The organism is Flavitalea sp. (genome assembly GCF_035489435.1).
Taxonomy (GTDB): domain Bacteria; phylum Bacteroidota; class Bacteroidia; order Chitinophagales; family Chitinophagaceae; genus DATHKG01.
Window position 1 is genome coordinate 31,072 of the sequence record NZ_DATHKG010000156.1, and the last position, 26,226, is coordinate 57,297.

A 26,226-nucleotide genomic window follows, 5' to 3' on the forward strand; every position below is an offset into this window, starting at 1 on the left:
GATCGTTTCTGAAGATAATTTGAGGATTTGATTGTTCAATTTTTGAATATATGTTTGCAGCTATGGATGCTCCTATAGGCATTTTTGATTCAGGTTATGGCGGATTAACCGTCATGAAAGAGATTGTACAGAAGTTGCCGGCTTACGACTATTTGTATCTTGGTGACAATGCCCGTGCCCCTTATGGCCCCCGCTCCTTCGATACGGTTTACCGGTACACCCTTGAATGCGTTAAATGGTTTTTTAGCCAGAATTGCCCGCTGGTAATCCTGGCTTGCAATACAGCTTCTGCCAAGGCATTGAGAACCATTCAGCAAAACGACTTGCCTCTTTTGGGAGAAGAAAAACGGGTTTTAGGTGTGATCCGGCCAACTACCGAGACTATTGGGGAGCATACTTCCACCGGTCATATCGGCATCCTCGCCACGACCGGTACGGTGGCTTCGGGTTCTTACCTGATCGAAATTGATAAGTTTTTTCCGGGTATGAAAGTGACGCAGGAAGCTTGTCCGATCTGGGTTCCACTGATAGAAAATAACGAACAGGATTCGGAAGGAGCTGCTTATTTTATCAGGCGACATGTCAATAACCTGTTGGCTAAAGATCCGGACATTGATGCGATTCTATTAGCATGTACTCACTATCCGCTGATACAACAACAAATTAAGGATCTCCTTCCACCCTCGGTGTCGGTGCTGAGCCAGGGAGAAATTGTGGCCGGTAAACTTGCTGATTATCTTAGGCGCCATCCGGCGATAGAGGCAAAGATCAGCCGAAAGATGGGTCGCCGGTTTTATACTACAGATTCCACGGAAGATTTTGACAGGCATGCATCCCAGTTTTATGGAACATCGCTTAAATCATCTCATCTTTCAAAGCTCTAAATCATTCACCGGTTTCCAGATTAAAATCCCGCCGGTTACCACATTAAAATTCATGTGTTAGCCAATTATTTAGCCTTGCGGACGTTTTAGTAATTTTGAAAACGGTTATTTGAAAACGGTTATTTGAAAACTTATAATCCCAACCTAACAAACTGAACATGTTAAACTTTATGAAAACGGGCCTGGCCTTAACCGGTATATTATTACTGGCGGCCTGTGGAAAAGAAATGAGCGTCGATACGCTGGGTAACACGGGCAACACAAACACCAGTTCGGGCAAACTCAGGATGACCATCAATGGCAAAGTCTGGATAGCAGACAGGATAGCCGAGGCAACAATAACTGATGACATTACTGCCATTTACGGGATCAGCTATGATAAAAAAGCCTTTATCATCACGCTTGATGCCACCTCAACCGGCGAATTTACACTCGATCAGAATTCGCTGCATGTAGCAGCCTGGACAGACAGCACTGAGACAAATAATGAAGCATATACTACTAACCAAAGTGAGGATCAGGTGAAAGCTGGTGGTAAAGTCTATGTTACAAAGATCGATACAGTCCAAAGATTAATCTCGGGTACCTTCGAGCTAAAACTATTCCGCGAGTTGGATAATGGTCAGAAAACGATTATCGACGGAGTATTTGAAAACCTCAGTTATGGATCTACCCCGACAACAATAGGCGGTGGTACAGGACCGGGTGGCCCTATTCAGGCCGGTAATTCGCTCCAGGCAACAATCAATGGTTCCAATTACAAACCCACCGATGTGAGCGGCTTTTTGTTCCAGGATAAAATTATCGTCAATGGTGCCCAGACTGATGGTTCCAAAGCCCTTGGACTCCAGTTTCCGGCTAATATTATTGCAGGAACTTATAACTTCGATTTCATTGGAGGGTATGTCGGCCTGTATAATCATAGTTTAAACGAGCCTTATCTCGCTAGTTCAGGAAAACTGACCATTACTGAGCATGACACGGTAAATAAAAAAATTAAAGGTAGTTTCAATTTCACCGGTGAGGTTTTGCAAACAGGAGCCACAAAAGCAATTACAAACGGATCATTTTCCATCAGTTATAAATAGCACGAAAAAAAGCTCAAAACCTGTTGGTTCACATACTCAATTTTTTGTACCTTTGCCGTCCCTTTCACGGCAGATACGGGATGGTGCCCGTGCTGTAGTTTGAAATGATGCCTGTTTCTCCACAGGCAATGTTCCAGAAACGGGTTAGTAATTATTAAAAAGTAAACAATGAAACGTACATTCCAGCCACACAGGCGCCGCCGTAAAAGTGTTCACGGTTTTCGTAAACGTATGCAAACTGCCAATGGCCGTAAAGTACTTGCAAGCCGTAGAGCAAAGGGTCGTAAGAAGCTTAGTGTTTCCGACGAAAGTCGCTTAAAGTAATATAGCAAGCTATCGCAACCGAACAATATTCAGCCCCCCCGCATTGTGTGGGGGCTTTTTTATTAATACAAGTTATGATTTATGAGTTATGAGTTATGAGTGAGTTATGAGATGAGGAGTTATGAGTGGAAATATAAGAAATGAGACAGGATTCATGAGTTATAGGGAAGCGGTGATACAAGCCAGGCATTACGGATTATGAATAATGGATTATGGCTCATAAAATGCATTATGAGAAAAATTAAGGCATAAATGTCATTGATCGGGCATAGCTTAACCAATAAATTAAACGTTATTAAATCAAGTCAGACACTGGGAAGCACTGAAAGGCTTAAGAGCCGGAAGATCATTGAACTACTGTTTAAGGAGGGGAAAAGTGTTGCCGCACATCCAATCCGGATCACATTTAAATTAATCGTTGACAAGCCGGTTGATCAGCAGGATGTCCAGTCCAATTCCTTAGGTTCAGGTCCTTCGGAAGAGACTTTGAAAATGGGTGCTTCACAACTTGATCTACAAAATACGGGTTCTTTGGAGAAGAATGCGTTGCAGGTGAGCCGATTGCCTGGTGATTTAAGGGCCGGGTTTAGTGTAAGCAGCAGGAATTTTAAAAAAGCGGTGCATCGGAACCGGATCAAAAGATTACTAAGGGAAAGTTACCGGAAACAAAAAAGCACCCTCCTGGATGTAATTACCAGGGAAGGCGCTCAGATTTCAATGGCAATCTTTATAATCTATACTGGCAAAGAACTTCCTGCCTATGAATTTGTTGATGAAAAAATGAAACTGGCCTTAAAAAAGCTTGCCGGCCAATTGCGATAAAATAAGCTTGCCGACCAGTTAGGATAAAACAAATTAACGGATGAAATCAATAATGCAGGTACTAAGCTATCCGTTTATTGCACTGATAAAAATCTATCAGTGGGTGATTTCTCCATGGCTAGGACCACAATGCCGTTTCACTCCAACCTGTTCTAATTATGCGCTCCAGGCATTTAAGAAGTACGGATTATTTAAAGGCTTTTGGCTGACCATTAAACGTATTTCGCGCTGTCATCCCTGGGGCGGACATGGGGAAGACCCCGTACCGTAATGCTAAGATCCAGGATGTTTCTTAACAACCTAACAACCAAAACCCCCGCCTTCAAATTACATGTATACTGAATCAAATTACAAGTGCACTGAATCCAGAGATGCCCATTATTTATTTAGCGGAATCCGTTGCATTCATCACCGGCTTTATCTTCTGGATTGTCTCGTTTATTTCTTTATTCGTTGAAAATTTATAGATCTCATGTTCTTTCCCACCTTCGAAAGTGGTTGGCATTTTTAGATAGGGTCCTATCACTTGTGCATCAGTGTTAGTACTGATCTTTGCTACCTGGCCCGGTGGAAGAAAAAAGTTTCTGTTTGTTGCGTTAACATTTGTGCCAACCATCAGCTGGTTAAGACTATCTACCCGTGCACGTAAAACTTCCTGGGTAATCCGCTGTTCACCAGAACCTTCTACCACACGCTGATAACTTCCAACCAATGTGTCTTTCTTAAGATTAAGTACATATAATCCTGATTCAGGTATTGAAACTTCTTTAACACCATCAAATCCATTCACTGTAATCTTGTCCGCTGTCAGGCGGATTTTTTCTTCATTGTGCCGGCTGCCAGGTTCAATAGTAACACTGTTTTCACCAGGTGTCAATTTACCGCTTCCCATTACCAACACTACTTTACCACCATCTGAACATGAACTAAAAAACATAAATAAAGCAGCGGCTGCAATTGTTGTAAGTTGTTTCATCTGATAAATATAGAAAGATTAAAAAAGAACCCGGTCCACAAACAGTGCTGGTGGACCGGGATTAACATGAAAATCTGATTAAATTATTTTGATGCTTTTTTTATTTTGATGCTTTTTCGAAATGCTCGTTAACTTTTTTCCAGTTAACCAGGTTCCAGAAAGCGGCCAGATATTCTGGTCTTCTATTCTGATATTTAAGATAATAGGCATGTTCCCAAACATCAACACCCAATACGGGTGTTCCTTTTACTTCGGCAATATCCATCAAAGGATTGTCCTGGTTTGGTGTTGAAGTTACTTCCAGTTTACCGTCTTTCACAATAAGCCAGGCCCAACCCGAGCCAAAGCGGGTAGTACCAGCCGCGTTCAATTTTTCTTTGAAAGCTTCAAAAGAACCGAACGTAGTGTTAATAGCTTCAGCAATTTTTCCGGATGGAGCACCACCGGCACCTGGTGAAAGAATCTGCCAGAAAAAACTGTGGTTCCAATGCCCCCCACCGTTGTTACGAACAGCCGGACTAATTGATCCCGCTGAAGCAACAAGTTCTTCTATTGATTTATTTTCATTTGGAGTGCCTGCAACTGCTTTGTTCAGATTATCGACATAGGCCTGGTGATGTTTGCCATGGTGAATCTGCATGGTTTGACTATCTATATGAGGTTCGAGTGCGTCTGGCGCGTAAGGTAGCGCGGGAAGTGTAAAAGCCATAATACTGATATTAATTATTAATGATAAAATATATTAATGAAAAAATGCACGTAGTACAACGGGCTGTTGTTACATAACAAATTTATACTTGTTCAGTTGATCCACAAACAGAAAGATTTGTTTTGCATGCGGAATCATTTATTTATGAAGCATTTGCAATCAAAAACGTGGCCAGCCCCGGCAACTCAATTTTTTGGAGCCCAACAAGGATTTTATAACTAAATTACCCGACGAAAAAATATTGTTTCATTAAATTTTTTATAAGCAAACATGAGCAAAAATGCAAATAACGGCAACTCACGCCGGAATTTTATTCAAAAGGTTAGTAAAGGTGTTGCTGCCGCTACCATCATTCCATCCTTTGCCAGTGCTGCCGAAGAACAAAAACATGTAGAGTGGATGAAACGTGAACGCTACACTGCTAATGACAATGTGCAGATTGCATTGATTGGTTGTGGTGGAATGGGTAACGCAGATGCTGAAACATGTACAAGTATCCCGGGCGTTAAACTTGTTGCTGCCTGCGATCTTTATGATGGCAGACTGACTGACGCAAAAAAGAAATATGGCAATGATATTTTTGTAACGAAAGATTACCGTGAAATTTTATCCAGGAAGGATATTGATGCAGTAATTGTTGCAACACCGGATCATTGGCATAAAGATATTTCAATTGCTGCCATGAATAATGGCAAAGCAGTTTATTGTGAGAAACCAATGGTGCACGACATAACAGAAGGTCCTGAAGTGTTGGCAGCCCAGGCAAAAAACAAAGTAGTATTCCAGGTAGGAAGCCAGGGAATGAGTTCGCTCGGAAATGAAAAAGCAAAAGAACTTCTTGAAGCCGGAGCTATAGGTAAACTGAATTATGCAGAAGGATTCTGGGCACGTAATACTCCTGGTGGTGCCTGGCAATATGATATGCCGGCTGATGGGAACACAACTACAGTAGACTGGAAACGCTTCTTAAATAAATACCCCGATCGTCCTTTCGATCCAAAAAGATTCTTCAGATGGAGATGCTTCAAAGACTATGGTACCGGCGTATCAGGTGACTTGTTTGTACACCTGTTTTCAAGTCTGCATTCAATTGTCGGAACTACAGGGCCAACTAAAATCATGTCGACAGGCGGATTAAGGTATTGGAAAGATGGGCGTGAAGTGCCGGATATTCTGCTGGGAATGTTTGACTATCCCGCTTCTGAAAAACATGGTGCATTTAACTTATCACTTCGTGTGAATTTTGTTGATGGATCAGGTGGTAACAGTTCACTACGTCTTGTGGGTAATGAAGGAACTATGGATGTTGAATGGGATAAGGTAACTCTCACAACAAATAAATTCTGGCCTCCTGAAAATTATGCGAAGTATTTCTCTGAAAGACAATATGAAAAAGATTATGACCGTAAAAAAATGACACCGCCCGGGGTAACAGAATTCCTGGTTGAGAAAGGATACAAGGGTGCACATTATGATCATCATTATAACTGGATACGTGCTATCCGTGGTGGAAAGCCAGTGATTGAGGATGCAGTATTTGGCTACCGCGCCGCAGCACCTGCCTTGCTTTGTAATGATAGTTACTACCAGGAGAAACCAATCAAATGGGATCCTAAAAACATGAAGTTGCTTAGTTAATAATTGAAGTTGCTTAGTTAATAATTTTTGAACTCAAATCAACTCTATATGAACAAAAGAATTATCCAGGGAGTGGTCGCAGTAGCTGCAATCACTACCATGTCGTTTATCACAGCAGGCTCTGCTGACTGGATGGCCGGCAAAGACAACACTCTTTCTCCACAAGAGAAAAAAGAAGGTTGGAAATTATTGTTTGATGGTACGTCTACCAAAGGTTGGCGAACTTATCAAAACAAAACTTCCGATGGTTGGTTGGTTGCTAATGGCGAACTAAGCTGTAAGCTTGAAGGCGTCAGCAAAAGGGCCGATCTGATAACTGCTGATAAATATGACAATTTCGAATTATCAATTGATTGGAAAGTTGCGCCAGGTGCTAACAGTGGTATCGTTTATCGCGCGACTGAAGCTCATGGGTCATCTTATGAATCAGGTCCCGAATATCAATTGATAGATGACAACGGGTATAAAGACAAGTTGGAAGACTGGCAAAAAAGCGGGGCCGATTACAATATGCATCCACCGGCAAAACTGACTGCCAAACCTGCCGGCCAATATAATACAACCAAAATCATCGTAAACAAGGCTCATGTTGAACACTGGCTTAATGGTGAAAAAGTTGCTGATTTCGAACTTTGGACTCCAGAATGGCAGGAGCTGAAAGCAAAATCTAAGTTCAGGGATAAAGCAGATTGGGCCATGGCCAAATCGGGTTATATCGCCTTACAGGATCATGGAGGCGGCCTATGGTTTAAAAACATCAAGATAAAAAAGTTATAGCCCTGAGAACGCCATTACCACAAAGATGAGAACGCTATTACCACAAAGAATGGTATAGTCCCAAAGTAGTCCCAAAGAAAATACTTTAATAAGTCTTTTCTAATAACAAAAGTCCCGCAGCAAGTGGGACTTTTCGTTTATACAACTCCGTTATCAACTATACTCACCAACCCAGTACCCACACACCCACACACTCACCAATTCATCAATTCATCAACACACTTACCACTCACAACTCACCACTCCACTCATCACTTATCACTCATCACTCTCTCAACGTTTCGATCTAAAAAACTCTTTCATCAACATTGCACATTCCTCTTTCATAACTCCTTTACTGACTTCTGTTTTCGGATGAAAAGGCCAGTTAGATGCTGTGATTCTTTTATGACCATTTTTTTCGTCATCCGCACCCCAGACTATACGAGATATCTTGCTCCAGTAAAGAGCTCCGGCACACATCAAACATGGTTCAACGGTAATATAAATTGTTGCTTCAGGCAGGTATTTGCTGCCAAGGAAATTGAATGCAGAAGTTAATGCTATGATCTCTCCATGAGCAGTAGGATCATTAAGTTTTTCAACCTGGTTATGACCACGTGCAATAATCTGCCCGTTCATTACTATAACCGCACCCACAGGTACCTCACCCGATTCAAAAGCTTTTATTGCTTCTTTATAAGCCTGCTTCATAAAATGCTCATCAGTCATAGCATCAGTCATAGCGATCGTCATAGCAATATATTAAAAGATGAATCTAATGAAATAATTGCCTGTTTACAGCTTTATGAAACCTCGCAGGCTAATTTTGATGAAGGAGCAACAGTTACTGCTTTAGGTTTTCTGTATTTATTAAGGTTGACAAGTAATACGCTGGCAAGAATAATAACCAAACCTGTTACCTGTAAAAGAGTTAATGATTCGCCGATCAGCAGAACTCCAAGAAGCACTGCTACTATGGGGTTAACATAGGAATGTGTGCTTACCTGTGTTGCCGGGCGAACACTCAACAACCAGACATAAGAACTATAACCGATGAGTGAACCCATTACAATCAGGTACACAAGAGAAAGCCATCCTGTTGTAGAGACCGCAGCAACATCAAATGTTTTTGTTTCGCCACTGAAAAAACTGAACACCGTAAAAAGCAAGCCGGCACTAAGCATCTGCCAGGCCGTATTTACAGCGTTTGATTGGCCACTGGTTTTATATTTTGAATACAATGAACCACCTGCCCAGGAAATCGATCCAATTACAAGCAATGCTGTTGCTACAATTTGTATCATGCTGCCCGATCCGGAAATCGCCTCTGTTACATTGTTGCTAAACAATACAATCACACCTATGAAACCAATCAGCAATCCTGTTATTATATTCCTGCTTTTAAGATTAACACCCCAGTTCGGTTTATCCAACATCACAAACCATATTGGCCCTGCTGAAACAAGAATCGCAACTAATGAACTTTCAAGATATTGTTCGGACCAGACTACTGCACCATTACCGATAAAGAGCATCAGGAGGCCGCTTACAATAGCTGGTTTAATTTCCTGCCATTTCAATAGTTGTTCCTTCTTATAAATACACCATGCAAACATCAGCAATGCAGCTATAATAAACCGGAGAGCAGCCATGATGAAGGGGGGGAAATCTTCAATAGCAAGGCGGATAAAAAAATAAGTTGAACCCCACACAATGTATACCACCGCAAAGGCCATGATGACCATGAGCTTAGAAGGTGGAATTTTGGGAACTGTTGACATGATATAAAATTTATAATGATGGAGCTTTGGATATAATTATTGTGTTTTCTTCCTTTACAGTTTCCAGTACAATAGTTGTCCTGGTGGAAACAATTCTCGGGATAGAGCTTAATCGGGTTCGCATAATATTCATCAAGGAAGCGGAGTCGGCAGTACGGATCTTAATCAGGAAACAATCTTCCCCCGCAATATGATGTACTTCCTGTACTTCCGGTATCGCTGCAATGCAACGTGCGGTTTCAGTAGTACCCATCCCATCAGTGGCCTTTATAAATATGAATGCAAGCAGCTTTTGTTGTACAGCTAATGGATCGATGCGGGTTGTATATCCCTTGATGACTTCTTTTTGTTCTAGTTTTTTAACACGTTCCAAAACTGCTGACGGAGCCATTTCGAGCTGGCGTGCCAGTTCGACATTTGCAATCTTTGCGTTGGTTTGCATAATGTTGAGAATCTGCAGATCCACGCTATCCAGATTTATTTCCATCTTTTTTTTACAAATATAGAAAATAACAGAATTAAATTCTCATTTTAATGTTATTTTAGAATAATATTCTGAAAAACATCCAAATACAGCATATTATTCTTATCGTGATCTGTTGACTCGATTATATTTTGACTTAACTTGTTGATTCACTTCTAAATGTATCGAATGACCTCATCGCTTCCCCAAGTGATAATTGCTTTGCTGGCTGGAATAGCCCTGATAATACTGCTTACCACGAAGTTCAAAGTGCATGCCTTTTTTGCCCTGGTTCTCGCAAGTTTTGTTGTTGGGCTCGGCGTCCAAATACCGGCATTACAAATAGTGGGATTAGTAAAAGAAGGTTTTGGAAACATTATGAAATCACTGGGTCTCATCATCGTGCTTGGCACCACTCTGGGGGTTTTGCTGGAACATACCGGCAGTACAAGAGTAATGGCAGCCTATATATTAAAACGCGTCGGGGACAAACATGCAGCCTGGGCCATGAGTATTACCGGCTTTGTTGTAGGGCTACCGATCTTTTGCGACTCAGGCTATATCGTGTTAAGCGGTCTTAATAAGTCGATAGCGCGTCGAACCGGTATCTCAGTTGTAATCATGAGTGTATCCCTGGCAACTGGTCTGTATTCAGTGCACTGTCTTATTCCCCCACATCCCGGTGCCGCTGCCGCTGCGGGAACATTATCAGTTGCTTATGGAAAGCTGATAATGATAGGAATAATAGTTGCGCTTCCTGCCATGTTTGTTGGTCATTGGTGGGCAAAATATGCAGGGAAAAAAATCCCGTTTCTGCGTTCGGCCGATGAAGAAGTAATAGAAACCGGTGATGAACTGCCATCCCCGGTTAAAGCATTTCTCCCGGTAATTGTTCCAATCCTTTTGATAGCCATGCATTCTTTTGTAGAGGGAAATGAAACTTACACTCCCTGGCAGCAAATGATTCTCATTTTGGGTGATCCCGTTATAGCTTTAACTATGGGTGTGTTGCTTGCATTAAATGCGGGTAAGAACTGGAAGAAAAATGCACTGGGCAAATTGTTGACAGATGCAGCTGAAAAGGCGGGCGGAATATTAGTCATCATCGGCGCGGGTGGTGCGTTTGGGGCAGTGCTGGCAGCAACAAAAATCGGTGAACATTTTGGTAATGCAGTTGCTTTGGGAAGTCTCGGGTTACTATTTCCATTTCTCCTTAGTTTTATTCTGAAAACAGCACAAGGCTCTTCAACGGTTGCGATCATTACTTCCGCTTCAGTGGTGCTGCCTTTGCTTCCGGCGCTTCATCTTGATACAGAAAACGGTCGCCTGCTGACCGTGTTGGCAATGGGTGCAGGTTCTATGATGATCTCTCATGCAAACGATGCCTATTTCTGGGTAATCGCAAAGTTCAGCGGTCTGGATATGAAAACGATGTTAAGAGTTTATTCGGTAGCCACTGTCTGGATGGGCATTGTGAGCATAGTGATGATCTATCTCGTTTCTATTTTTATCTGAGTGTAATCGGAAGCCCAATTAATATCGTTAATATATATCAATTTGCATGTTGAATTATATTATATCACCTCCTAATCTCCAGGCTGATGCAAACTATTTCATTAACCCCAATGCGCGAATATTACGACTCGGGCGCCACCAGGTCCATAGAATTTCGCATCAAACAATTAAATGCTTTAAAGCAGCTGGTGATCCAAAACGAAGCTGCAATAGCTGAGGCGCTTTATAAAGATTTGCATAAGAGCGAGGAGGAAGCTTATGCAACCGAAACCGGTTTGTTTTTAGCAGAAACAAAACATCTCTTATCTCGCCTCCGAAAATGGGCAAGACCCGCTTCAGTGAAAACTACATTTGCAAATATCCCTTCATCGAGTAAGGTCTACCGCGATCCACTTGGAGTTGTATTAATCATCGCTCCATGGAATTATCCTTTTCAACTGATCATGATTCCTCTTATGGCTGCAATAGCTGCAGGTAATTGCGCAGTATTAAAACCCAGTGAAATGGCACCAGCAACTGCAAGCCTCATAGAGAAAATGATTGCCGGCATCTTTCCGGACAATTATATCCGGGTGATAAATGGGCCCGGCGACCAGGTTATACCACCGATGCTTGAGTCGTTTAGATTTGATCATATTTTTTATACGGGTAGCACTTTTGTTGGCCGGCAGATTTACAAACTGGCTGCAGACAAACTGGTGCCAGTCACGCTGGAACTTGGGGGTAAAAGTCCCGTAGTGATAGAACCAGACGCCGATATCTTCGTTACAGCCAAACGCATCACTTTTGGTAAATGGCTAAACGCTGGTCAAACCTGTATAGCCCCGGACTACCTCCTGGTTCATGAATCAGTAAAAGATAAGCTTATAGACGCGATTGGTAAATCGATCAAAGAATTTTATACCAGCGACCCTGCCGGAAGCCATGACTATGGAAGGATCATCAATCAATCAAGATTTAAAAAGCTGGTTGGATATCTCGATAATGGAGATGTTGTTTATGGCGGTGATCATGACATCTCCCAACTTTATATCGGTCCTACAATTCTCGATAGGGTAAATGTTGAAGCACCTATTATGCATGATGAAATATTCGGACCGATACTTCCTGTAATTACGTATAAGAATACTGAAGAGGCAATGGCTATAGTCACCAGGAATCCTGACCCGCTTGCTTTTTATCTGTTCACCCGCAACCAGGAAGTTGTTGATGCCTGGATAAAGAAAACTTCTTTTGGCGGTGGTTGTATTAATAATACCGCCTATCATTTTTCAAACTATCATTTGCCTTTCGGCGGAGTCAGGGGTAGCGGCATGGGGACTTATCATGGGAAATTCAGTTTTGATCTTTTTAGCCGACCGAAGTCTGTCATGAAAACGCCATTCTGGTTTGATCCGAGAATCAAATACCCCACTTTCAAAGGAAAGATCAAACTGCTTAAGAGGATCTTTGGGTAATTTTGCGAATAGGTTAAGATGGGACAATCTATCCGGTAAAAAATCAAATTGAACTGGTGACATACAGGAAAAGAAATATTGGTTTGATTGTTTTATCAGTGCTGACGATGAGCAGCCTTATTTATTTTTTTATTGTAAACAGAAATTCCAGGGCCATGACGGGTAAACAAAAAGTAATGAAAGCAATTTATCCGTTGATAACAGGAGTTACCCGGCTTTTCGGAAAAAACAGTGATGTTTTTGTGAATAGCGGTCATAAAACTCCGCTGAAATCATTATACAATCTGACCGTTAAATTAAATGGCGGTAGCGAGCTGAACATGGAAGAGCTTTCTGGTAAAAAAATACTAATTGTTAATACCGCATCAGATTGTGGGTATACAAGGCAATATGAAGAATTGCAACAGCTCCAGGCAAAGTATGCAGGCAAACTACAGGTGATTGGGTTCCCCGCAAATGATTTTAGCGAACAGGAAAAAGGTACTGATGCAGAAATAATGCAATTCTGTAAACTCAATTACGGGATCAATTTTCCGCTTTCAACAAAAATAGTGGTGGTAAAATCAGAAAATCAAAACCCGGTATTCGAATGGCTTTCCAACAAATCCCTTAATGGCTGGAACGACAAAGCTCCTTCATGGAATTTTTCAAAATACCTGATCAACGAAAAAGGAATGCTTACGCACTATTTTGACCCTTCAGTAAGCCCTTTGGGAAAGGAAATGATACAGGCCGTTGAGATGTAACGCCCTATACCGGGCATTTTTCGTGATAATTTTCCAATACAATCGGGGTTTTTTCAAATTGAAAACCTGAATACTGGATGATGATTTCATTCAAAACTTCATTTATTTCTTCAGGCGTTTTAAGAGTAACCAGGCGGCCACGGAATTCTTTTATGTTTGGTAGACCCTTCAGGTAGTTGGCATAATGCCGGCGCATTTCATTGATTCCTACTACAGGTCCCTTCCATTCAACAGATCGCAACAGGTGTTTGCGGCAAACAGCAACCCGATCTGTAATGGTCGGTGGTGGCAGGTGCTCACCCGTTTGAAAATAATGTTTGATTTCGTTAAAGATCCATGGATATCCGATGGCTGCCCGGCCAATCATGATACCATCTATTCCATACTTGTTTTTGTATTCAAGCGCTTTTTCGGGAGAATCGATATCACCGTTTCCGAAGATCGGTATCCTGATTCTTGGATTGTTTTTTACTTTTCCTATGAGTGTCCAGTCGGCATCCCCTTTATACATCTGGGTCCGGGTACGGCCATGAATAGCAAGTGCTTTAATTCCCACATCCTGCAGGCGTTCTGCAACTTCTTCAATATTCCTGGTTGAATCGTCCCAGCCGAGGCGTGTTTTGACAGTGACCGGTAATGAAGTTGATTTCACGACCGCTGAAGTAAGCCTCACCATCAGGTCAATATCTTTTAATACTCCAGCTCCTGCACCTTTCAAAGCAACCTTTTTTACGGGACAGCCGAAATTGATATCAAGCAGGTCGGGGTTGGTAACTTCCACGATTTTTGCAGCCAGTGACAGACTTTCTTCATCTCCTCCAAAAATTTGAATGCCCACAGGGCGTTCATAATCAAATATATCGAGTTTTTGGCGGCTCTTGATCGCATCGCGGATCAGCCCTTCCGAAGAGATGAACTCAGTATACATGAGATCGGCGCCATTGTCTTTACAAACTGCACGAAACGGCGGATCACTTACATCTTCCATCGGGGCCAGAAGAAGCGGGAACTCCGGTAATTGTATGTTGCCAATCTGAATCATAATTATCACTTTGCCAGTCCTTCGCAATCAGTGGATATCCTTATCTTGCGTATCTTGAAAGGTTGCAAATTTACAAATTAATCCTCGTTTATACCAGCCATGACCGGTCATTTAAGAATTAAATCGCCTAATACACAGCTGGGTGTGCTTTTATTGGTTTACTTCATTCCACAATTACTACTGGCGAGCTTAAGCCAGATAATTTTTGGCGGTAAAATAGATTTAGCTGCCCCGGAAAACCTTGCCACCATGAAGTGGGTCCAGGCCGCATCATCTTTGATTTTTTTCTTTTTACCAGCTTTATTATATGCCTTGTTCAGTTTCAGGGGCAGTTATTTTTACTTTCTCGGATTTAAGCCTGCCGAGAAAGTATCTATGTATATACTTGGGATCGGGTGTATGCTTTTAGCTTTTCCACTTGTATTCTGGTTGGGGGAGCTTAATCAACTTATTCCGATGCCAGCTTCCATGATAGAAATGGAAAAACTGGCAGCAAAACAGATGGAGGCTTTCCTTAAGATAACCGGTGGGACAGATATCATAATAAACGTGATTGTCATCGCACTTTTACCGGCTATCTGTGAAGAAATGTTTTTCAGGGGCGCATTGCAACGTGTGATCATTCAGCTCACCAGGAGACCATGGGTAGGAATCATTGTTACGGCAGCCTTGTTTTCTGCCCTGCATTTTCAATTCCAGGGATTTTTGCCCCGGATGTTCCTCGGGATTGTGCTGGGAGCATTATACTGGTTCAGCGGAAGTTTGTGGACAAGCATTGTCGCGCATTTTATTACCAATGCGGTACAGGTGATCGTTGCCTCTTATGCTACAAAATACATCAACGAAAATCCGGTAGTGCCTTTTTACCTGGCATTAATTAGTGCCGTTGCAGTCTTCGAATACTTCGTTTATACCAGCGGCTTTCTACCATAACCTGGTCGAAAGTTTATGACCGCAACGGGTTAACACCTCATAACAACTATATCGCCTGATGAATAACAAAACCCTGTTAGCATAATATGGCGCTGAATATTGCTACATTCAGAAAACGGGCGTTGACCGCACTCATTTTCGTCGCTGTAATGCTGACTGGTTTGCTGTGGAGCCAATGGAGTTTTTTTATATTGTTTTCCATCATTCATTTTGGTTGCTGGGTTGAATACCAGAAGATAATCGGGTTGATTGATCACGAGTATTCAGAGATTACCGGGTTTCATCGATATGGAGTGATGCTTGCAGGCTGGTGCATCATGTTATATTTCACCAATGATATGTTTAATATTGGTGATTTCTCACTTCATTCAATGGGCTGGTGGCTTGGGTTGATGTTTATATTTCTACTTCCGCTGGTTGAGTTATTATTTTCTAAACAGGTGTCCGGCCGAAACGTTGTGTTCTCCTTCGCCGGGCTGATTTATATGTCATTAACCTGGGCGATGATGATTGGCTTATATGATTATTATCATCCGGGACCAGGTCTTTCAAAAGGTCCATATATTCCGCTCACAGTTATCCTGGCGGTCTGGATCAATGATACAATGGCATACCTGGTTGGTTCTTTTATCGGGAAGACACCTTTCTCAAAAATTTCACCAAAGAAAACCTGGGAAGGTACCCTGGGAGGAATGGTGCTTTGTGTATTGATCATCGGCTTAATCGGCAGCAGTGATTATTCCGGTATCATTGGTATACCAACGGAGTCACCAATCCCGGACTATCATTGGTTCATAATCGGGGCTATAGTTGCCATTTTTGGCACTGCAGGTGACCTGTTTGAATCGAAGCTTAAAAGATTGGCAAATGTCAAAGACAGTGGAAGTATTATGCCAGGCCATGGCGGTTTTCTCGATCGGTTCGATTCACTGCTGTTTGTGGTTCCGGCTGTGTGGATCTATGTTCAGCTGTTTATGTCTTAGTGCCATTTATTTCAACAATATAAATGCTTATTCCCAGACAGGGATTGAAAAGGATAAGTTAACTCAATCAAATCATTCAAACGCAAATAAGGCCAAATCCTTAATTTTGCGGCTTAAATTCCAATATGCGGATACATAAAGAAGGCTACAAAACGATTTTCATAATTGCCGTTGCATTTGCCTTGATAAACCTTGCTTCGTTTTATTATATCAGCTTTCATTATCCCTGGCTAAGTTGGCTGATCTTTATTATTTCATTCCTCTTTCTTCTTTTTATTATTTCATTTTTTCGTATCCCGGAAAGGAAACTTACAAAACAAGAAAACGTTGTGGTTTGTCCCGCCGATGGCAAAGTGGTGGTTATAGAAGAAACAGTGGATGAAGAATATTTCAAGGACAAGCGCCTGCAGGTTTCTATTTTTATGAGTCCATTGAATGTACACCAAAACCGGAATCCTGTGTCGGGAGAGGTTGTATACAATCAATATCATAAGGGCAAATACCTGGTTGCCTGGAATCCAAAATCTTCAACCGAAAATGAGCGCCATACAACCGTTGTAAAAAACCTGCATGGCGAAATTCTCTATAAACAAATTGCAGGAGCAGTAGCCAGGCGTATTGTAAACTACCTGACTGTAGGTCAAAAAGTGGAACAAAGTGCAGAATACGGCTTTATAAAATTTGGTAGCCGGGTAGACGTCCTGTTGCCGGTCGGTGCAAAACTGAACGTGAAGATTGACGATATGGTGCAAGGAGGGGTTACGGTGTTAGCGACGTTCTGAATTCAGTGGTGCGTGGTGAGTGGTGAGTGGTAAGTTGAGTTAATCATTGGATGAGTGATTAATTCACTTTCCTTAACTCACAACTAAAATCACCACTTACCACTCACCACTAGAATATATGCCCTAACTCTTCCAATGAGTATATCGTATACGTCGGTATTATTGACGTCGTTTCATTAACGTGATTTACAAAAACCTGATCTATACCCGCATTGATAGCACCTTGAATATCTGCATCAATGCTATCGCCTATCATAATACTTTTTTCAGGAGCGGAGTTGGTTTTTTTGAAGGCATATTCAAAAATTTCTTTTTTTGGTTTGATGCTATTGCTTCCTTCCGATGTGATAACTTCTTTGAAGAAGCCTGCTAAACCAGAATATTGTAATTTGCAATGTTGGGTTTTCTCAAATCCATTGGTGATCAGGTGGAGATCATAACCTTTGTCGGTAAGATACTCAAGCATCTCAATGGCAAATGGAAACAATAGCGTTCTGGAAGGAAGCAGATCGAGAAAACGATCGCCAAGTGCTTTTGCCAGTGATTCATCACCGATCTTAAAGTCCAGTAGTGTCAGCGCCATGCGCTTCCATCGCAATTCATCTACTTTCAATTGACCCTTCCGGTATTTATCCCACAAATGGTTATTATGAACAATATAATTTTTGTGAAACAGTTCAAAATCATGAACACCTATGTTGGCCAAATCATGCCCATGATATAACTCATGCAGAGTTAAGCGCGCATTTGCATCGAAATCCCATAACGTGTGATCAAGGTCGAAAAAGAGATGTTTATACTTCATATCCTGTTATTGCAAAATTACCAAACCAGTTTCAGTAAAAAAAGTTTGGTAAGCTGTATTAGATTCTAACTTCGTTATAAATGATGCAGGTATGAATATTGTAATTACAGGTGCTTCAAAGGGATTTGGAAGAGCTATAGCAGAGAAGTTTGCGGCCGATGGCAAATCGCACCTGGTCATGATATGTGCGAGGGATAAAGAAAGATTGGAAAAAACGGCGGAAGAACTGAGAGCAGTTTATAAGGCATCTGAATTCAAAACTTATAACTGTGACCTTGGAATCAAAGAACAGGTAATAGCGTTTGGTGACTGGGTGCTTAATCAAACAACTGAAACAGATATCCTGGTTAATAATGCCGGTATCTATTTTCCAGGTAGCATAAGTACAGAAGACGATGGTGTGCTTGAAAAGCTGGTTGAGGTGAATTTATACAGTGCTTATTACCTGACCCGCAAATTATTACCACGCATGATAGAAAATCGCCGTGGACATATCTTCAATATGTGTTCGATTGCTTCATTGAAAGCATATCCGAATGGTGGGGCGTATAGCATTACAAAATATGCTTTAGCTGGATTTTCGAGGAACCTGAGGGAAGAACTTAAGAATTTTGACATAAAAGTAACAGCCGTTTACCCCGGTGCGGCATATACCGACTCATGGAAGAGTTCTGGCGTTGACCCGCAGCGTCTTATGGATGAAAAAGATGTTGCAGATATGATATATTCCGCAGCGAATCTTTCGTCCAGGGCTTGTGTCGAAGAAATTCTCCTGCGCCCCCAACTTGGCGACTTGTAGACTGGTCGTCCAGGGATAAGCACCATTCGTCCATTTAACTTTATTTAAGCGCTGAATTGGCTGGCTTAATTTTATATTTGTTTGAACCAGCCAGGGGTCAGATGATGCAATTCAACACGAAGACATTTACAGGAATAATTTACCGGCTATTTTTCATTGCCGGCCTCTTCATGTCTGCAATGCCTGGCCATACACAAACGGAGCTGAAATTCGTATCGATAGTAAGCGAAAAAAGCGTTGCGCTGAAACAGCCTTTCCAGGTGCAATTTGTTGTGTATGGTGCTAAGTATGTTCCCGATATCAAAATTCCTTATATAAAGGGATTTGTTGTTAATGATACTTTCACAAACCAGGCATCACAGGTAATCGGCGGTAAAACGCTTCAATGGATAGATTCCTATTCAAAGGTACTTGTACTAACCCCGATGAAGACAGGCAGGTTTGTTATTCCGGCTGCTTCGGTAACTATTAATGGACGCAAGCTTACGACGAAAGCAATAAATATAACAGTGAGCCAAACCGGGCTTTCTTCTGTTCCTGAACCTGAGGAAATGCAGAATGAGCCAAGAGTAGAAGATGAATCTGAGATCAGGCCTGGAGAAAAGGTAGAGGACAAAATTAAAAACAATTTCTTCCTGCGTGCTAATACAAACAAAACCTCTTGTTATGTAGGAGAGCCTTTAGCGGTTGCATATAAAGCTTATTCGCGGCTAAATTCAAATTCACAGGTTGTTAAAAGACCTTCGTTTCCTGGTTTTAGTGTGGTCGAAATGGTTGAGTCTTATGATAACAAACCAGAGGTTGAAGTGATAAAAGGAAACGCTTTTTATACCAACCTGATCAGGAAGGTCCAGTTATTTCCATTACAGGCAGGCAAATATGAACTAGACCCCGCAGAAATAGAAAGCGTAGTACATTTTGTAAAAACGAATGGTTTAAAAAATGACGGGAAAAGTCAGTTGCAAAGATTGCTCGATCAATCTTCATCATTCAGATCCAATTTTGAACACTATACTACTTTAAGAACTGTCCCGGTTACTATCGACGTAAAACCACTTCCTGAAAAAGATCAGCCAGCTGATTTCACCGGTGCCGTCGGAAAATTTACCTTGCAAACCATAATGCCTGCCGAAGAAATTAAGCAGGGCGAACTAATAAAAATACAATGGCAACTTTCCGGCAGCGGTAATCTTCAGCTGGTGACTTTGCCCGATATTGATTGGCCAAAAGGAATCGATACTTCTGAGCCTACTGTAAAGGAAGATCTTAACCAGTTTGTGTATCCGCTGAGTGGTAAAAAAACTTTTGATTATGCTGTTACTGCAAGGGATACCGGCCAATATACAATACCAGCTGTTTCATTTTCTTATTTCGATCCACAGTCAGAAAATTATAAGACACTTGTAACTGCACCAATCAGTTTTCACGTTTCAGCTTCTGAAAAAACTCCTTTTATTGAAACCCGGAATGTGAAAAGCCTGGCCGACAAACCACTGCATCTTTATTGGTTTGGCGGTGTTGCACTTGTTATTATCGGTTGGATATTATACCAGGCGGTATTTCTGAAGAAAGGCATAAAGGAACCGGTTACAAATGCTGAACCCTTAAAACCAATGCCGGTCACAGAAATAAAAGTCAGGGAAGTTATACCTGCAGCAGCCATGTTTGGGAATGCCCGTAAATCTCTTATTAACGATGATACCAAGGGCTTTTACCGCGAGGTACAGCAAGTGCTTTGGAAGATTGCGGCAGAACGCTGTGACGTACTCCCGTCTTTTCTGAATAAACAGAATATAAGCTTCCAGCTTCAGAAGCAGGAGATAGCGGCACCTGTGATAAATAACTTTCTGACCGTTTTAAATGAATGTGAGTGGGCGCTTTACACTCCTGATCATAGTCCTTCGGATATGCAGGAACTACTTGATAAAGCAGTTGAAGTGGGTGATAAATTGAAAAACCCGATAACTGCAACCGGATAATTCTTTACTATCAGTAATTGCGGGATTAATGCGTTTACACTATTCTAAATACTGTTAAGCTATTCTAAATACTGTTAAGCTATTTGAATACTGTTACGCTATTCTGAATACTGTTGCACTATTCTGAATATTTATAACCCACACCTCTTACAGAATGAAAGAATTGCGGGTTACGGCTATCTTCTTCGAAATATTTGCGAAAGTTCAATATGAAATTATCGATGGTCCTGGTAGTTGGATAAACGTTATAACCCCAGACAGTCTGAAGGATCTTTTCGCGTGGCACAACTTCATTTTTATTTTCAATCAGCAGTTTCAGAAGCATTGCTTCTTTTTTGCTTAGCTGAATTTTTTCGCCGGTTTTGATCTGCGCTTCCTGGGCCCTGAAATCAATTTTATTAGAACCAAATGAATACGAATCTCCAATCGTATCCTTGTCCTGCATTTTTTTGTTCTTGTTGATGAGTTTCTGAACTCTTAATAGCAGTTCTTCCAGGTTAAATGGTTTTGTGAGATAATCATCCGCACCTTTTTTGAGTCCCAGAACCCTGTCTGCGCTATTATTTCTTGCACTCAGGATAAGAATCGGGACGTCATTGTTATGCACCCTCACGGTTTCAGTAACGCTGATACCGTCCACTTCAGGTAGCATAACATCCAGGATTATGAGATCGAAATATTCGCCTTCCACTTTTTTCAATGCGTCGGTGCCGTCAAAAGCGGAGGTTACCTCATATCCTTCCAGCTCAAGATTCAGCTTAAGAGCTTCGTGAAGGTTTTCTTCATCTTCAACTAGTAAAATCGAAAGTTTTGAAGCCATATGGAGTTGAATTAAACCGGGAAACGAATGATAAAATTAGCGCCGGTGGGATGATTGTCTGTCACACGAATGTCTGCATTATGATCATCAGCGATTTTACGGCAAAGATAAAGACCAATGCCAGTTCCTTTTGCAGTTCTTGTTTCTTCGTTACCTATGCGATAAAACTTTTCGAAGATTTTTTTCTTTTCTGAATCGGGTATTCCACTGCCTTCGTCGGTAACCGAGAGTATGACCTTGTGATGATCTTTCTTAAGGGTGCAGCTTATCCTGCCCTCTTTCGGCGAATATTTCATGGCATTCTCAAGTAGGTTATTCACCAGTATCTGGAGCAGCAACGCGTCACCTTTTATATCGAGTTCAGGTTCTATATCGGTCGTCCAGTGTCTTTCGGGGTAGCGGTTAATAAAATCGACAACACAGCTTTTCACAAGATCAGAAAGATCGAGTTCTTCCTTTCCAACCCGGTAACGCCCGCCTTCCAGTTGCGCGGATACCAGGATATTACTTGAGAGATTATTGAGCCGGTTGATTTCCTGCAGGGTCATCTGCAGGATCTTTTGTTTGCGTGTATCGTCAAGCTGATGTTTCAGCAAGGTTTCGAGATTGAGTTTAGCAACGGCAATCGGCGTTTTCAGTTCATGGGTAACCGCCATCATAAAATTTTGTTGTTGTTGCTGAAGAATGAACTGCCTCCTCACTGCCCGGTAAACGAATAAGGCAGCTACCAGGATCATTGCAAGAAAGGTTAGGCCCTCACCGAGATATTGGGTTGTTTTCAGTCTTTTCTCAGCAGCGATCTTTTCTATTTTGCTGATATAGGCCGGATCATCTTTTTTTAACTCATTAAGTTTGTAATTGCTCATCTGGGTGTTCTGTGTTTCCAGAACAAAAAACCAGAAAAAAAGAATGGCAATAATATAGGCCAGCAGGAACCAGTAAACGAAGGTGGCGACTGCAAGTTTCTTTTTTGAAGGAAGTTTCATCAGCAGTTATGCTTATTTCGCTTTTTCAACCCTGATACCCATATTCAATACCCCGGGCAAAGGATCAACGCGCATAATATTTTCAAAACTGAAAGTATATGTGCCGGCTTTTGTGAGCGCTTCAGGTTGTGCGGTGATCAGGATCCGGTGTTCAAATATGTCGTCCATACCACTACCCAGCCAGCCCTTCTCATCAGTAGCCAGTTTAAGATCGAGCTGTTGCTTGCGCATAGCTGAATCGCCGGGAACTTTTGTATAGATATTGATCCAGATATTATTAAACTCGTATGCATCGGTATGCCGAACCACAGCATAGATATTATACCTCGCCGTAGTGTCCTGTACCGTGAAACTTATTTCCGGCTTAAATCCTGAGCTCCAGGCATGATCTGGAATCTCCACATTTTTTTCAAATACATCGATGTTTTGCTGGCAGGATACAAAAGCCAGTGTAAAAATCAGAAAGGATAGAAAGTGTTTCAAGTGACCGGTTTTTTACAAAAATACTGGAATCGGTTAATTGGTTTTATCCAATTGATAATGCTTAATACCTGTTATTATGGTTACAGAGCGTTAAGGACCTGTTCCTTGGCTTTTTCGAGTTCATCCTTCATCTGTATAACATATTGCTGGATGTTCGAGTCATAAGCTTTTGCACCGGTGGTATTAATCTCTCTTCCTATTTCCTGCAATATGAATGATAATTTTTTGCCTTTGCCTTCGTCGTTGGAAAGTAGCAGGGTTTTGAAATACTCGCAATGGTTTTTTAGTCGCACCTGTTCTTCACTAATGTCAATCTTTTCTATATAATATATTAATTCCTGTTCTAACCTGTTTGGATCATAGTTTTCCTTGCCCACATTTTCCTCCAGCACCTTTACCAAGCCGTCCCTGATTTTTTGTTTCCGGTTGGGTTCCAGTTTAACGATCTCATCCTGCTGATGCTGAATGTTGTTGATACGAAGCAAAAGATCCTGTTCAAGTGCCTTGCCTTCTTCTAGCCGGTGTTGATTCAAATCTTCAATTGCTGATTCCATCACTTTTTTAAATTCTTCCCATTCTGATTCAGTCAGCGTTTCGCCGGTTGGCGTGATCACCTCGGGCAATTTTAACAATGTGCTGAGTATAGATGATGGATCCAGATTCAGGGCAGCTGACAGATCTGCGATCGGTTGATAATAAGCTTTAGCCAGTTCGGTATTTATACTTACAGGTTTCGAGCTCCCGGTTTCCTTAAGATTAATTGTACAATCTACAGTACCACGGTTTAGATTCTTAGAAAGAAGCGTACGGATTTCGAATTCGAAAGGCTTCAGAAAAGCCGGCATTTTGAGGTTTAGTTCAAATTGTTTTCCATTCAATGATTTTATATCAACCAGGAAAGTTTTATCGCCTACAGATCTTTCAGTTCTTCCAAAACCAGTCATGGATTTTAGCATATTCCAATTTTTTATGGTGGCAAGATAAGAATTGAAGCTGATTAACCGGTTTGTTTATTTAGGTTAGTAATGGCCCGGTATAACCTGAGATTCGGGGTAAATTCTAACCTTGATGATAGTATAGTATAGTGTGGAAACGAATAATGTTTAGTCCAGGGTTTAATTAATGCCGGGTTTAAAAGAATAAGTGTTGTGATCGCAATCACCGGTATTGAAGAAAGGGCCGGGAATTGAATGAATGCCCTCGGTATTGAAAGCTCTGAGTATTGAACGAAAGAACTGAGTATTGAACGAAAGAACTGAGTATTGAGGGAAAGAACTGAGTATTGAATGAAATGACTGGCTATTGAATGCAAGTCCTGGTATTGAACGAAAGGATTCATTTGATTCCCAATAGTTGGTAGATCTGCAGGTTATCCCACTCTTTATATTCGCCCGGCGCCATTTGATCAATGGTAAGATGGCCAATACGGTAACGAATGAGCCTCAGGGTTGGAAATCCAACTGCGGCTGTCATCTTTCTCACCTGCCTGTTTTTACCTTCTGTAAGTATCAGTTTGATCCAGCTTGTCGGAATGTTTTTTCTAAACCTGATTGGTGGATTCCTTTCAGCTACATGCGGTACTGATAGAAAGGCCGAGGCAATACATCTGCGGGTCTGGTGCAGTCTGCCATCAATGGAGATTTCAACTCCATCCTGTAGCTGAATTAAAGCATCGGTTGTGATCTGTCCTTCAACCTGCACCCAATATTCCCTTTCGTGTCCGAATGCAGGATTGAGTAACTTATGATTAAGCGACTTGTCATTGGTGATGATAAGTAAACCTTCACTGTCATAATCCAGCCGGCCCACGGGATATACATCAGTTGGAAACTTATAAATATCCTTTAACGTTTGCCTGGATTCCTGGAATGAGAACTGGGAAAGTACCTGGAAGGGTTTATGAATCGTGTAATAACTGGACATACTTCAAAAAAAAACCTCCCGATGAGTCGGGAGATTTATTATGTAGATGGGTTAGTAAGTAGTGGGAATCAAAATTTCCCTACACAATATTAAAAAGAATTTTTTCTTTCAGAAAAAAAATTAATGCAAATTTTATTCACATTTTATTTTATCGTGTGGAAAAGCGACGGCCGGATGCACCCTTTATTAGCAGATAAAGTTAAGAACCAGGCAAGCATAATAACATCATAAAAAACGGCAGTAAAAAATTGTCTTCTGAAACACTTGTCACCACTCGTTTCTATCAAGTCATATTTTTAAAGTCTCAAAATTTCTTATCAGTGACTATTAAAACACGATCAACAAAACTGATAAAAATCGGGCTGATTTGTTAAAAAAAATAGTTCAAAAATATTTTTAAAAACTTAGTCCAATCATCGTAGAAATACCCAAAAACATTGAATAAAAGTGAATATTGATCATTGGAAAAATCGAACGGTACTTTTTAAGCTCCTGTTTAATAAAAGGAACGGGCGTTAAATGTCCTTCATTTACTTTTGTATTAGTCATCTTATAAACAAAATCAAGAACAATGAAATTTCCCTCTCCGGTATCAATTCAATGGATCGCGGAACTAATCGGTGCAGAGATCGAAGGCGATAAAGACAGGCAGGCGACAGGGATCAACGAGATACATAAAGTAGAATCCGGTGACCTGGTTTTTGTAGATCACCCCAAATACTATGACAAATGCATTCAATCGGCCGCTAGTTTTATCATCATCAATAAAAAGACAAGCTTCCCGGAAGAGAAGTCACTCCTGATTGTAGAGCAGCCTTTTGAAGCTTATCAAAAGATTGTCCGGCACTTCAGGCCTTTTGTCCCGGCTGATAAACCCGTGAGTGACAACTCAAGCATTGATTCATTAAGTTATATAGCACCCAATGTCTTCATCGGGCATCATGTAACCATAGGTAAAAATTGTTTTATTCATCCCAATGTTACAATCCTGGATTATACTCAGATTGGTGATAATGTTATTATCCAGGCGGGAACGGTAATTGGTTCCGATGCATTTTATTATAATACCAAAAAAGACCGCAATGCCTGGTACAAAAAGATGGAAAGCGCAGGCCGTGTTGTGATTCATGATGAAGCAGAGATAGGAGCTGGTTGTACAATTGACCGTGGGGTTAGCCATGATACAGTGATTGGTGCAGGTACCAAAATCGATAACATGGTTCATATAGGTCATGATACGGTTATTGGCAGAAACTGTCTTATAGCAGCCCAGGTAGGTATCGCTGGCGCTACCACACTTGGTGATGGAGTAATATTATGGGGACAGGTTGGACTCTCGAAAACACTTTCTATCGGGGACAATGCAGTGGTACTTGCTCAAAGCGGGGTTGGTAAAAACATACCACCGGGTAAGATCTTTTTTGGTACCCCGGCAGATGATGCAGGCATCAAAAAAAAGGAACTCATTTGGATAAAAAGAATACCTGAGTTATGGAAAAAGGCGATGCAAAGAGAATTATGAATTATGA

General features: G+C 41.3%; 28 protein-coding genes. 16 read left to right on the plus strand and 12 right to left on the minus strand.

From position 1 onward, the window contains the following. Window positions 1–50 precede the first annotated feature (50 nt). The 5 genes from murI (at window position 51) to yidD (ending at window position 3,389) form a co-directional block, all read left to right on the plus strand. Entirely contained in the window at window positions 51–884 is an 834-nt protein-coding gene (gene murI / locus VK664_RS23990; RefSeq protein ID WP_461401255.1) for a glutamate racemase, read from the plus strand. Between the two features lie 158 nt (window positions 885–1,042). After that, complete coding sequence (locus VK664_RS23995; RefSeq protein ID WP_461401256.1) at window positions 1,043–1,972, plus strand: DUF6252 domain-containing protein; 930 nt, start codon at window positions 1,043–1,045, stop codon at window positions 1,970–1,972. Between the two features lie 168 nt (window positions 1,973–2,140). Then, the gene (rpmH, locus tag VK664_RS24000; RefSeq protein ID WP_458922041.1) at window positions 2,141–2,296 is read left to right on the plus strand and encodes a 50S ribosomal protein L34; all 156 of its coding nucleotides are present in this window, start codon (window positions 2,141–2,143) and stop codon (window positions 2,294–2,296) included. Between the two features lie 252 nt (window positions 2,297–2,548). Continuing rightward, window positions 2,549–3,118 carry a ribonuclease P protein component gene (locus VK664_RS24005; protein WP_461401257.1) on the plus strand — a complete coding sequence of 190 codons (570 nt, stop codon included), beginning with the start codon at window positions 2,549–2,551 and terminating at the stop codon, window positions 3,116–3,118. A 40-nt stretch (window positions 3,119–3,158) separates the two neighbouring features. After that, complete coding sequence (yidD, locus tag VK664_RS24010; RefSeq protein ID WP_461401258.1) at window positions 3,159–3,389, plus strand: membrane protein insertion efficiency factor YidD; 231 nt, start codon at window positions 3,159–3,161, stop codon at window positions 3,387–3,389. A gap of 111 nt (window positions 3,390–3,500) precedes the next feature. On the opposite strand, the gene VK664_RS24015 is transcribed toward yidD, so the two are convergent. Both VK664_RS24015 and VK664_RS24020 read right to left on the minus strand, forming a co-directional pair. Beyond that, window positions 3,501–4,094, minus strand: a complete 594-nt coding sequence (locus tag VK664_RS24015; RefSeq protein WP_461401259.1) for a hypothetical protein — start codon at window positions 4,092–4,094, stop codon at window positions 3,501–3,503. Between the two features lie 100 nt (window positions 4,095–4,194). Continuing rightward, complete coding sequence (locus VK664_RS24020; RefSeq protein ID WP_461401260.1) at window positions 4,195–4,803, minus strand: superoxide dismutase; 609 nt, start codon at window positions 4,801–4,803, stop codon at window positions 4,195–4,197. Window positions 4,804–5,073: 270 nt separating this feature from the next. On the opposite strand from VK664_RS24020, the gene VK664_RS24025 reads away from it, so the two are divergent. Further along, entirely contained in the window at window positions 5,074–6,441 is a 1,368-nt protein-coding gene (locus VK664_RS24025; RefSeq protein ID WP_461401261.1) for a Gfo/Idh/MocA family protein, read from the plus strand. Between the two features lie 48 nt (window positions 6,442–6,489). After that, window positions 6,490–7,218, plus strand: a complete 729-nt coding sequence (locus VK664_RS24030; RefSeq protein ID WP_461401262.1) for a 3-keto-disaccharide hydrolase — start codon at window positions 6,490–6,492, stop codon at window positions 7,216–7,218. 273 nt (window positions 7,219–7,491) lie between these two features. On the opposite strand, the gene VK664_RS24035 is transcribed toward VK664_RS24030, so the two are convergent. From VK664_RS24035 to VK664_RS24045, 3 genes are read right to left on the minus strand one after another with little or no spacing between them, the layout of a single operon-like run. Then, a complete protein-coding gene (locus tag VK664_RS24035; protein ID WP_461401263.1) occupies window positions 7,492–7,953 on the minus strand; it encodes a nucleoside deaminase in 462 nt (153 codons plus the stop codon). Between the two features lie 50 nt (window positions 7,954–8,003). After that, window positions 8,004–8,981, minus strand: a complete 978-nt coding sequence (locus VK664_RS24040) for an EamA family transporter (protein WP_461401264.1) — start codon at window positions 8,979–8,981, stop codon at window positions 8,004–8,006. A gap of 10 nt (window positions 8,982–8,991) precedes the next feature. Then, complete coding sequence (locus tag VK664_RS24045; RefSeq protein WP_461401265.1) at window positions 8,992–9,468, minus strand: Lrp/AsnC family transcriptional regulator; 477 nt, start codon at window positions 9,466–9,468, stop codon at window positions 8,992–8,994. Between the two features lie 165 nt (window positions 9,469–9,633). Here VK664_RS24045 and VK664_RS24050 point away from each other — a divergent pair, with 165 nt between their 5' ends. From VK664_RS24050 to VK664_RS24060, 3 genes are all read left to right on the plus strand, one after another. Then, the gene (locus VK664_RS24050) at window positions 9,634–10,959 is read left to right on the plus strand and encodes a GntP family permease (RefSeq protein WP_461401266.1); all 1,326 of its coding nucleotides are present in this window, start codon (window positions 9,634–9,636) and stop codon (window positions 10,957–10,959) included. A gap of 86 nt (window positions 10,960–11,045) precedes the next feature. Further along, window positions 11,046–12,416, plus strand: a complete 1,371-nt coding sequence (locus tag VK664_RS24055; protein WP_461401267.1) for an aldehyde dehydrogenase family protein — start codon at window positions 11,046–11,048, stop codon at window positions 12,414–12,416. A 56-nt stretch (window positions 12,417–12,472) separates the two neighbouring features. Continuing rightward, complete coding sequence (locus tag VK664_RS24060) at window positions 12,473–13,162, plus strand: glutathione peroxidase (RefSeq protein WP_461401268.1); 690 nt, start codon at window positions 12,473–12,475, stop codon at window positions 13,160–13,162. A gap of 4 nt (window positions 13,163–13,166) precedes the next feature. On the opposite strand, the gene dusB is transcribed toward VK664_RS24060, so the two are convergent. Then, complete coding sequence (gene dusB / locus VK664_RS24065; protein WP_461401269.1) at window positions 13,167–14,204, minus strand: tRNA dihydrouridine synthase DusB; 1,038 nt, start codon at window positions 14,202–14,204, stop codon at window positions 13,167–13,169. A 99-nt stretch (window positions 14,205–14,303) separates the two neighbouring features. Here dusB and VK664_RS24070 point away from each other — a divergent pair, with 99 nt between their 5' ends. The 3 genes from VK664_RS24070 (at window position 14,304) to VK664_RS24080 (ending at window position 16,902) form a co-directional block, all read left to right on the plus strand. Then, window positions 14,304–15,137 (plus strand): CPBP family glutamic-type intramembrane protease, encoded by an 834-nt coding sequence (locus VK664_RS24070; RefSeq protein WP_461401270.1) that lies wholly within the window; start codon window positions 14,304–14,306, stop codon window positions 15,135–15,137. 86 nt (window positions 15,138–15,223) lie between these two features. Then, window positions 15,224–16,120 carry a phosphatidate cytidylyltransferase gene (locus VK664_RS24075; protein ID WP_461401271.1) on the plus strand — a complete coding sequence of 299 codons (897 nt, stop codon included), beginning with the start codon at window positions 15,224–15,226 and terminating at the stop codon, window positions 16,118–16,120. A gap of 125 nt (window positions 16,121–16,245) precedes the next feature. After that, complete coding sequence (locus VK664_RS24080; RefSeq protein ID WP_461401272.1) at window positions 16,246–16,902, plus strand: phosphatidylserine decarboxylase family protein; 657 nt, start codon at window positions 16,246–16,248, stop codon at window positions 16,900–16,902. Window positions 16,903–17,011: 109 nt separating this feature from the next. Here the strand turns inward: VK664_RS24080 and VK664_RS24085 are convergent, their stop codons facing one another. Continuing rightward, window positions 17,012–17,707, minus strand: a complete 696-nt coding sequence (locus tag VK664_RS24085) for a YjjG family noncanonical pyrimidine nucleotidase (RefSeq protein ID WP_461401273.1) — start codon at window positions 17,705–17,707, stop codon at window positions 17,012–17,014. Between the two features lie 91 nt (window positions 17,708–17,798). Here VK664_RS24085 and VK664_RS24090 point away from each other — a divergent pair, with 91 nt between their 5' ends. Both VK664_RS24090 and VK664_RS24095 read left to right on the plus strand, forming a co-directional pair. Then, window positions 17,799–18,506 carry an SDR family oxidoreductase gene (locus VK664_RS24090; RefSeq protein ID WP_461401274.1) on the plus strand — a complete coding sequence of 236 codons (708 nt, stop codon included), beginning with the start codon at window positions 17,799–17,801 and terminating at the stop codon, window positions 18,504–18,506. 101 nt (window positions 18,507–18,607) lie between these two features. After that, on the plus strand, window positions 18,608–20,485 hold the full coding sequence (locus tag VK664_RS24095) for a BatD family protein (RefSeq protein ID WP_461401275.1): 1,878 nt from the start codon (window positions 18,608–18,610) through the stop codon (window positions 20,483–20,485). A 118-nt stretch (window positions 20,486–20,603) separates the two neighbouring features. Here the strand turns inward: VK664_RS24095 and VK664_RS24100 are convergent, their stop codons facing one another. The 5 genes from VK664_RS24100 to VK664_RS24120 form a co-directional block, all read right to left on the minus strand. Then, window positions 20,604–21,305, minus strand: coding sequence for a response regulator transcription factor (locus VK664_RS24100; protein ID WP_461401276.1), 702 nt, complete (start codon window positions 21,303–21,305; stop codon window positions 20,604–20,606). 11 nt (window positions 21,306–21,316) lie between these two features. Continuing rightward, on the minus strand, window positions 21,317–22,291 hold the full coding sequence (locus VK664_RS24105) for a sensor histidine kinase (RefSeq protein ID WP_461401277.1): 975 nt from the start codon (window positions 22,289–22,291) through the stop codon (window positions 21,317–21,319). 12 nt (window positions 22,292–22,303) lie between these two features. Continuing rightward, the gene (locus VK664_RS24110) at window positions 22,304–22,774 is read right to left on the minus strand and encodes a gliding motility lipoprotein GldH (protein ID WP_461401278.1); all 471 of its coding nucleotides are present in this window, start codon (window positions 22,772–22,774) and stop codon (window positions 22,304–22,306) included. Between the two features lie 80 nt (window positions 22,775–22,854). Beyond that, window positions 22,855–23,730 (minus strand): YicC/YloC family endoribonuclease, encoded by an 876-nt coding sequence (locus tag VK664_RS24115; protein WP_461401279.1) that lies wholly within the window; start codon window positions 23,728–23,730, stop codon window positions 22,855–22,857. Window positions 23,731–24,109: 379 nt separating this feature from the next. Beyond that, the gene (locus VK664_RS24120) at window positions 24,110–24,697 is read right to left on the minus strand and encodes a pseudouridine synthase (protein WP_461401280.1); all 588 of its coding nucleotides are present in this window, start codon (window positions 24,695–24,697) and stop codon (window positions 24,110–24,112) included. 571 nt (window positions 24,698–25,268) lie between these two features. Between VK664_RS24120 and VK664_RS24125 the strand changes: the two genes are divergently transcribed. Further along, the gene (locus VK664_RS24125) at window positions 25,269–26,219 is read left to right on the plus strand and encodes a UDP-3-O-(3-hydroxymyristoyl)glucosamine N-acyltransferase (protein WP_461401281.1); all 951 of its coding nucleotides are present in this window, start codon (window positions 25,269–25,271) and stop codon (window positions 26,217–26,219) included. Window positions 26,220–26,226 lie beyond the last annotated feature (7 nt).

Excerpts from the sequence above, each read along its gene's own strand:
- VK664_RS24120 (WP_461401280.1), bottom strand. The coding sequence starts at position 24,697 with ATGTCCAGTTATTACACGATTCATAAACCCTTCCAGGTACTTTCCCAG.
- VK664_RS24105 (WP_461401277.1), bottom strand. The coding sequence starts at position 22,291 with ATGAAACTTCCTTCAAAAAAGAAACTTGCAGTCGCCACCTTCGTTTAC.
- VK664_RS24020 (WP_461401260.1), bottom strand. The coding sequence starts at position 4,803 with ATGGCTTTTACACTTCCCGCGCTACCTTACGCGCCAGACGCACTCGAA.
- VK664_RS24045 (WP_461401265.1), bottom strand. The coding sequence starts at position 9,468 with ATGGAAATAAATCTGGATAGCGTGGATCTGCAGATTCTCAACATTATG.
- rpmH (WP_458922041.1), top strand. The coding sequence starts at position 2,141 with ATGAAACGTACATTCCAGCCACACAGGCGCCGCCGTAAAAGTGTTCAC.
- VK664_RS24015 (WP_461401259.1), bottom strand. The coding sequence starts at position 4,094 with ATGAAACAACTTACAACAATTGCAGCCGCTGCTTTATTTATGTTTTTT.
- VK664_RS24075 (WP_461401271.1), top strand. The coding sequence starts at position 15,224 with ATGGCGCTGAATATTGCTACATTCAGAAAACGGGCGTTGACCGCACTC.
- VK664_RS24080 (WP_461401272.1), top strand. The coding sequence starts at position 16,246 with ATGCGGATACATAAAGAAGGCTACAAAACGATTTTCATAATTGCCGTT.
- VK664_RS24100 (WP_461401276.1), bottom strand. The coding sequence starts at position 21,305 with ATGGCTTCAAAACTTTCGATTTTACTAGTTGAAGATGAAGAAAACCTT.
- murI (WP_461401255.1), top strand. The coding sequence starts at position 51 with ATGTTTGCAGCTATGGATGCTCCTATAGGCATTTTTGATTCAGGTTAT.
- VK664_RS24025 (WP_461401261.1), top strand. The coding sequence starts at position 5,074 with ATGAGCAAAAATGCAAATAACGGCAACTCACGCCGGAATTTTATTCAA.
- VK664_RS24035 (WP_461401263.1), bottom strand. The coding sequence starts at position 7,953 with ATGACGATCGCTATGACTGATGCTATGACTGATGAGCATTTTATGAAG.
- VK664_RS24095 (WP_461401275.1), top strand. The coding sequence starts at position 18,608 with ATGATGCAATTCAACACGAAGACATTTACAGGAATAATTTACCGGCTA.
- VK664_RS24070 (WP_461401270.1), top strand. The coding sequence starts at position 14,304 with ATGACCGGTCATTTAAGAATTAAATCGCCTAATACACAGCTGGGTGTG.
- VK664_RS24005 (WP_461401257.1), top strand. The coding sequence starts at position 2,549 with ATGTCATTGATCGGGCATAGCTTAACCAATAAATTAAACGTTATTAAA.
- VK664_RS24050 (WP_461401266.1), top strand. The coding sequence starts at position 9,634 with ATGACCTCATCGCTTCCCCAAGTGATAATTGCTTTGCTGGCTGGAATA.
- VK664_RS24055 (WP_461401267.1), top strand. The coding sequence starts at position 11,046 with ATGCAAACTATTTCATTAACCCCAATGCGCGAATATTACGACTCGGGC.
- VK664_RS24085 (WP_461401273.1), bottom strand. The coding sequence starts at position 17,707 with ATGAAGTATAAACATCTCTTTTTCGACCTTGATCACACGTTATGGGAT.
- VK664_RS24040 (WP_461401264.1), bottom strand. The coding sequence starts at position 8,981 with ATGTCAACAGTTCCCAAAATTCCACCTTCTAAGCTCATGGTCATCATG.
- VK664_RS24030 (WP_461401262.1), top strand. The coding sequence starts at position 6,490 with ATGAACAAAAGAATTATCCAGGGAGTGGTCGCAGTAGCTGCAATCACT.
- VK664_RS23995 (WP_461401256.1), top strand. The coding sequence starts at position 1,043 with ATGTTAAACTTTATGAAAACGGGCCTGGCCTTAACCGGTATATTATTA.
- yidD (WP_461401258.1), top strand. The coding sequence starts at position 3,159 with ATGAAATCAATAATGCAGGTACTAAGCTATCCGTTTATTGCACTGATA.
- VK664_RS24115 (WP_461401279.1), bottom strand. The coding sequence starts at position 23,730 with ATGCTAAAATCCATGACTGGTTTTGGAAGAACTGAAAGATCTGTAGGC.
- dusB (WP_461401269.1), bottom strand. The coding sequence starts at position 14,204 with ATGATTCAGATTGGCAACATACAATTACCGGAGTTCCCGCTTCTTCTG.
- VK664_RS24125 (WP_461401281.1), top strand. The coding sequence starts at position 25,269 with ATGAAATTTCCCTCTCCGGTATCAATTCAATGGATCGCGGAACTAATC.
- VK664_RS24090 (WP_461401274.1), top strand. The coding sequence starts at position 17,799 with ATGAATATTGTAATTACAGGTGCTTCAAAGGGATTTGGAAGAGCTATA.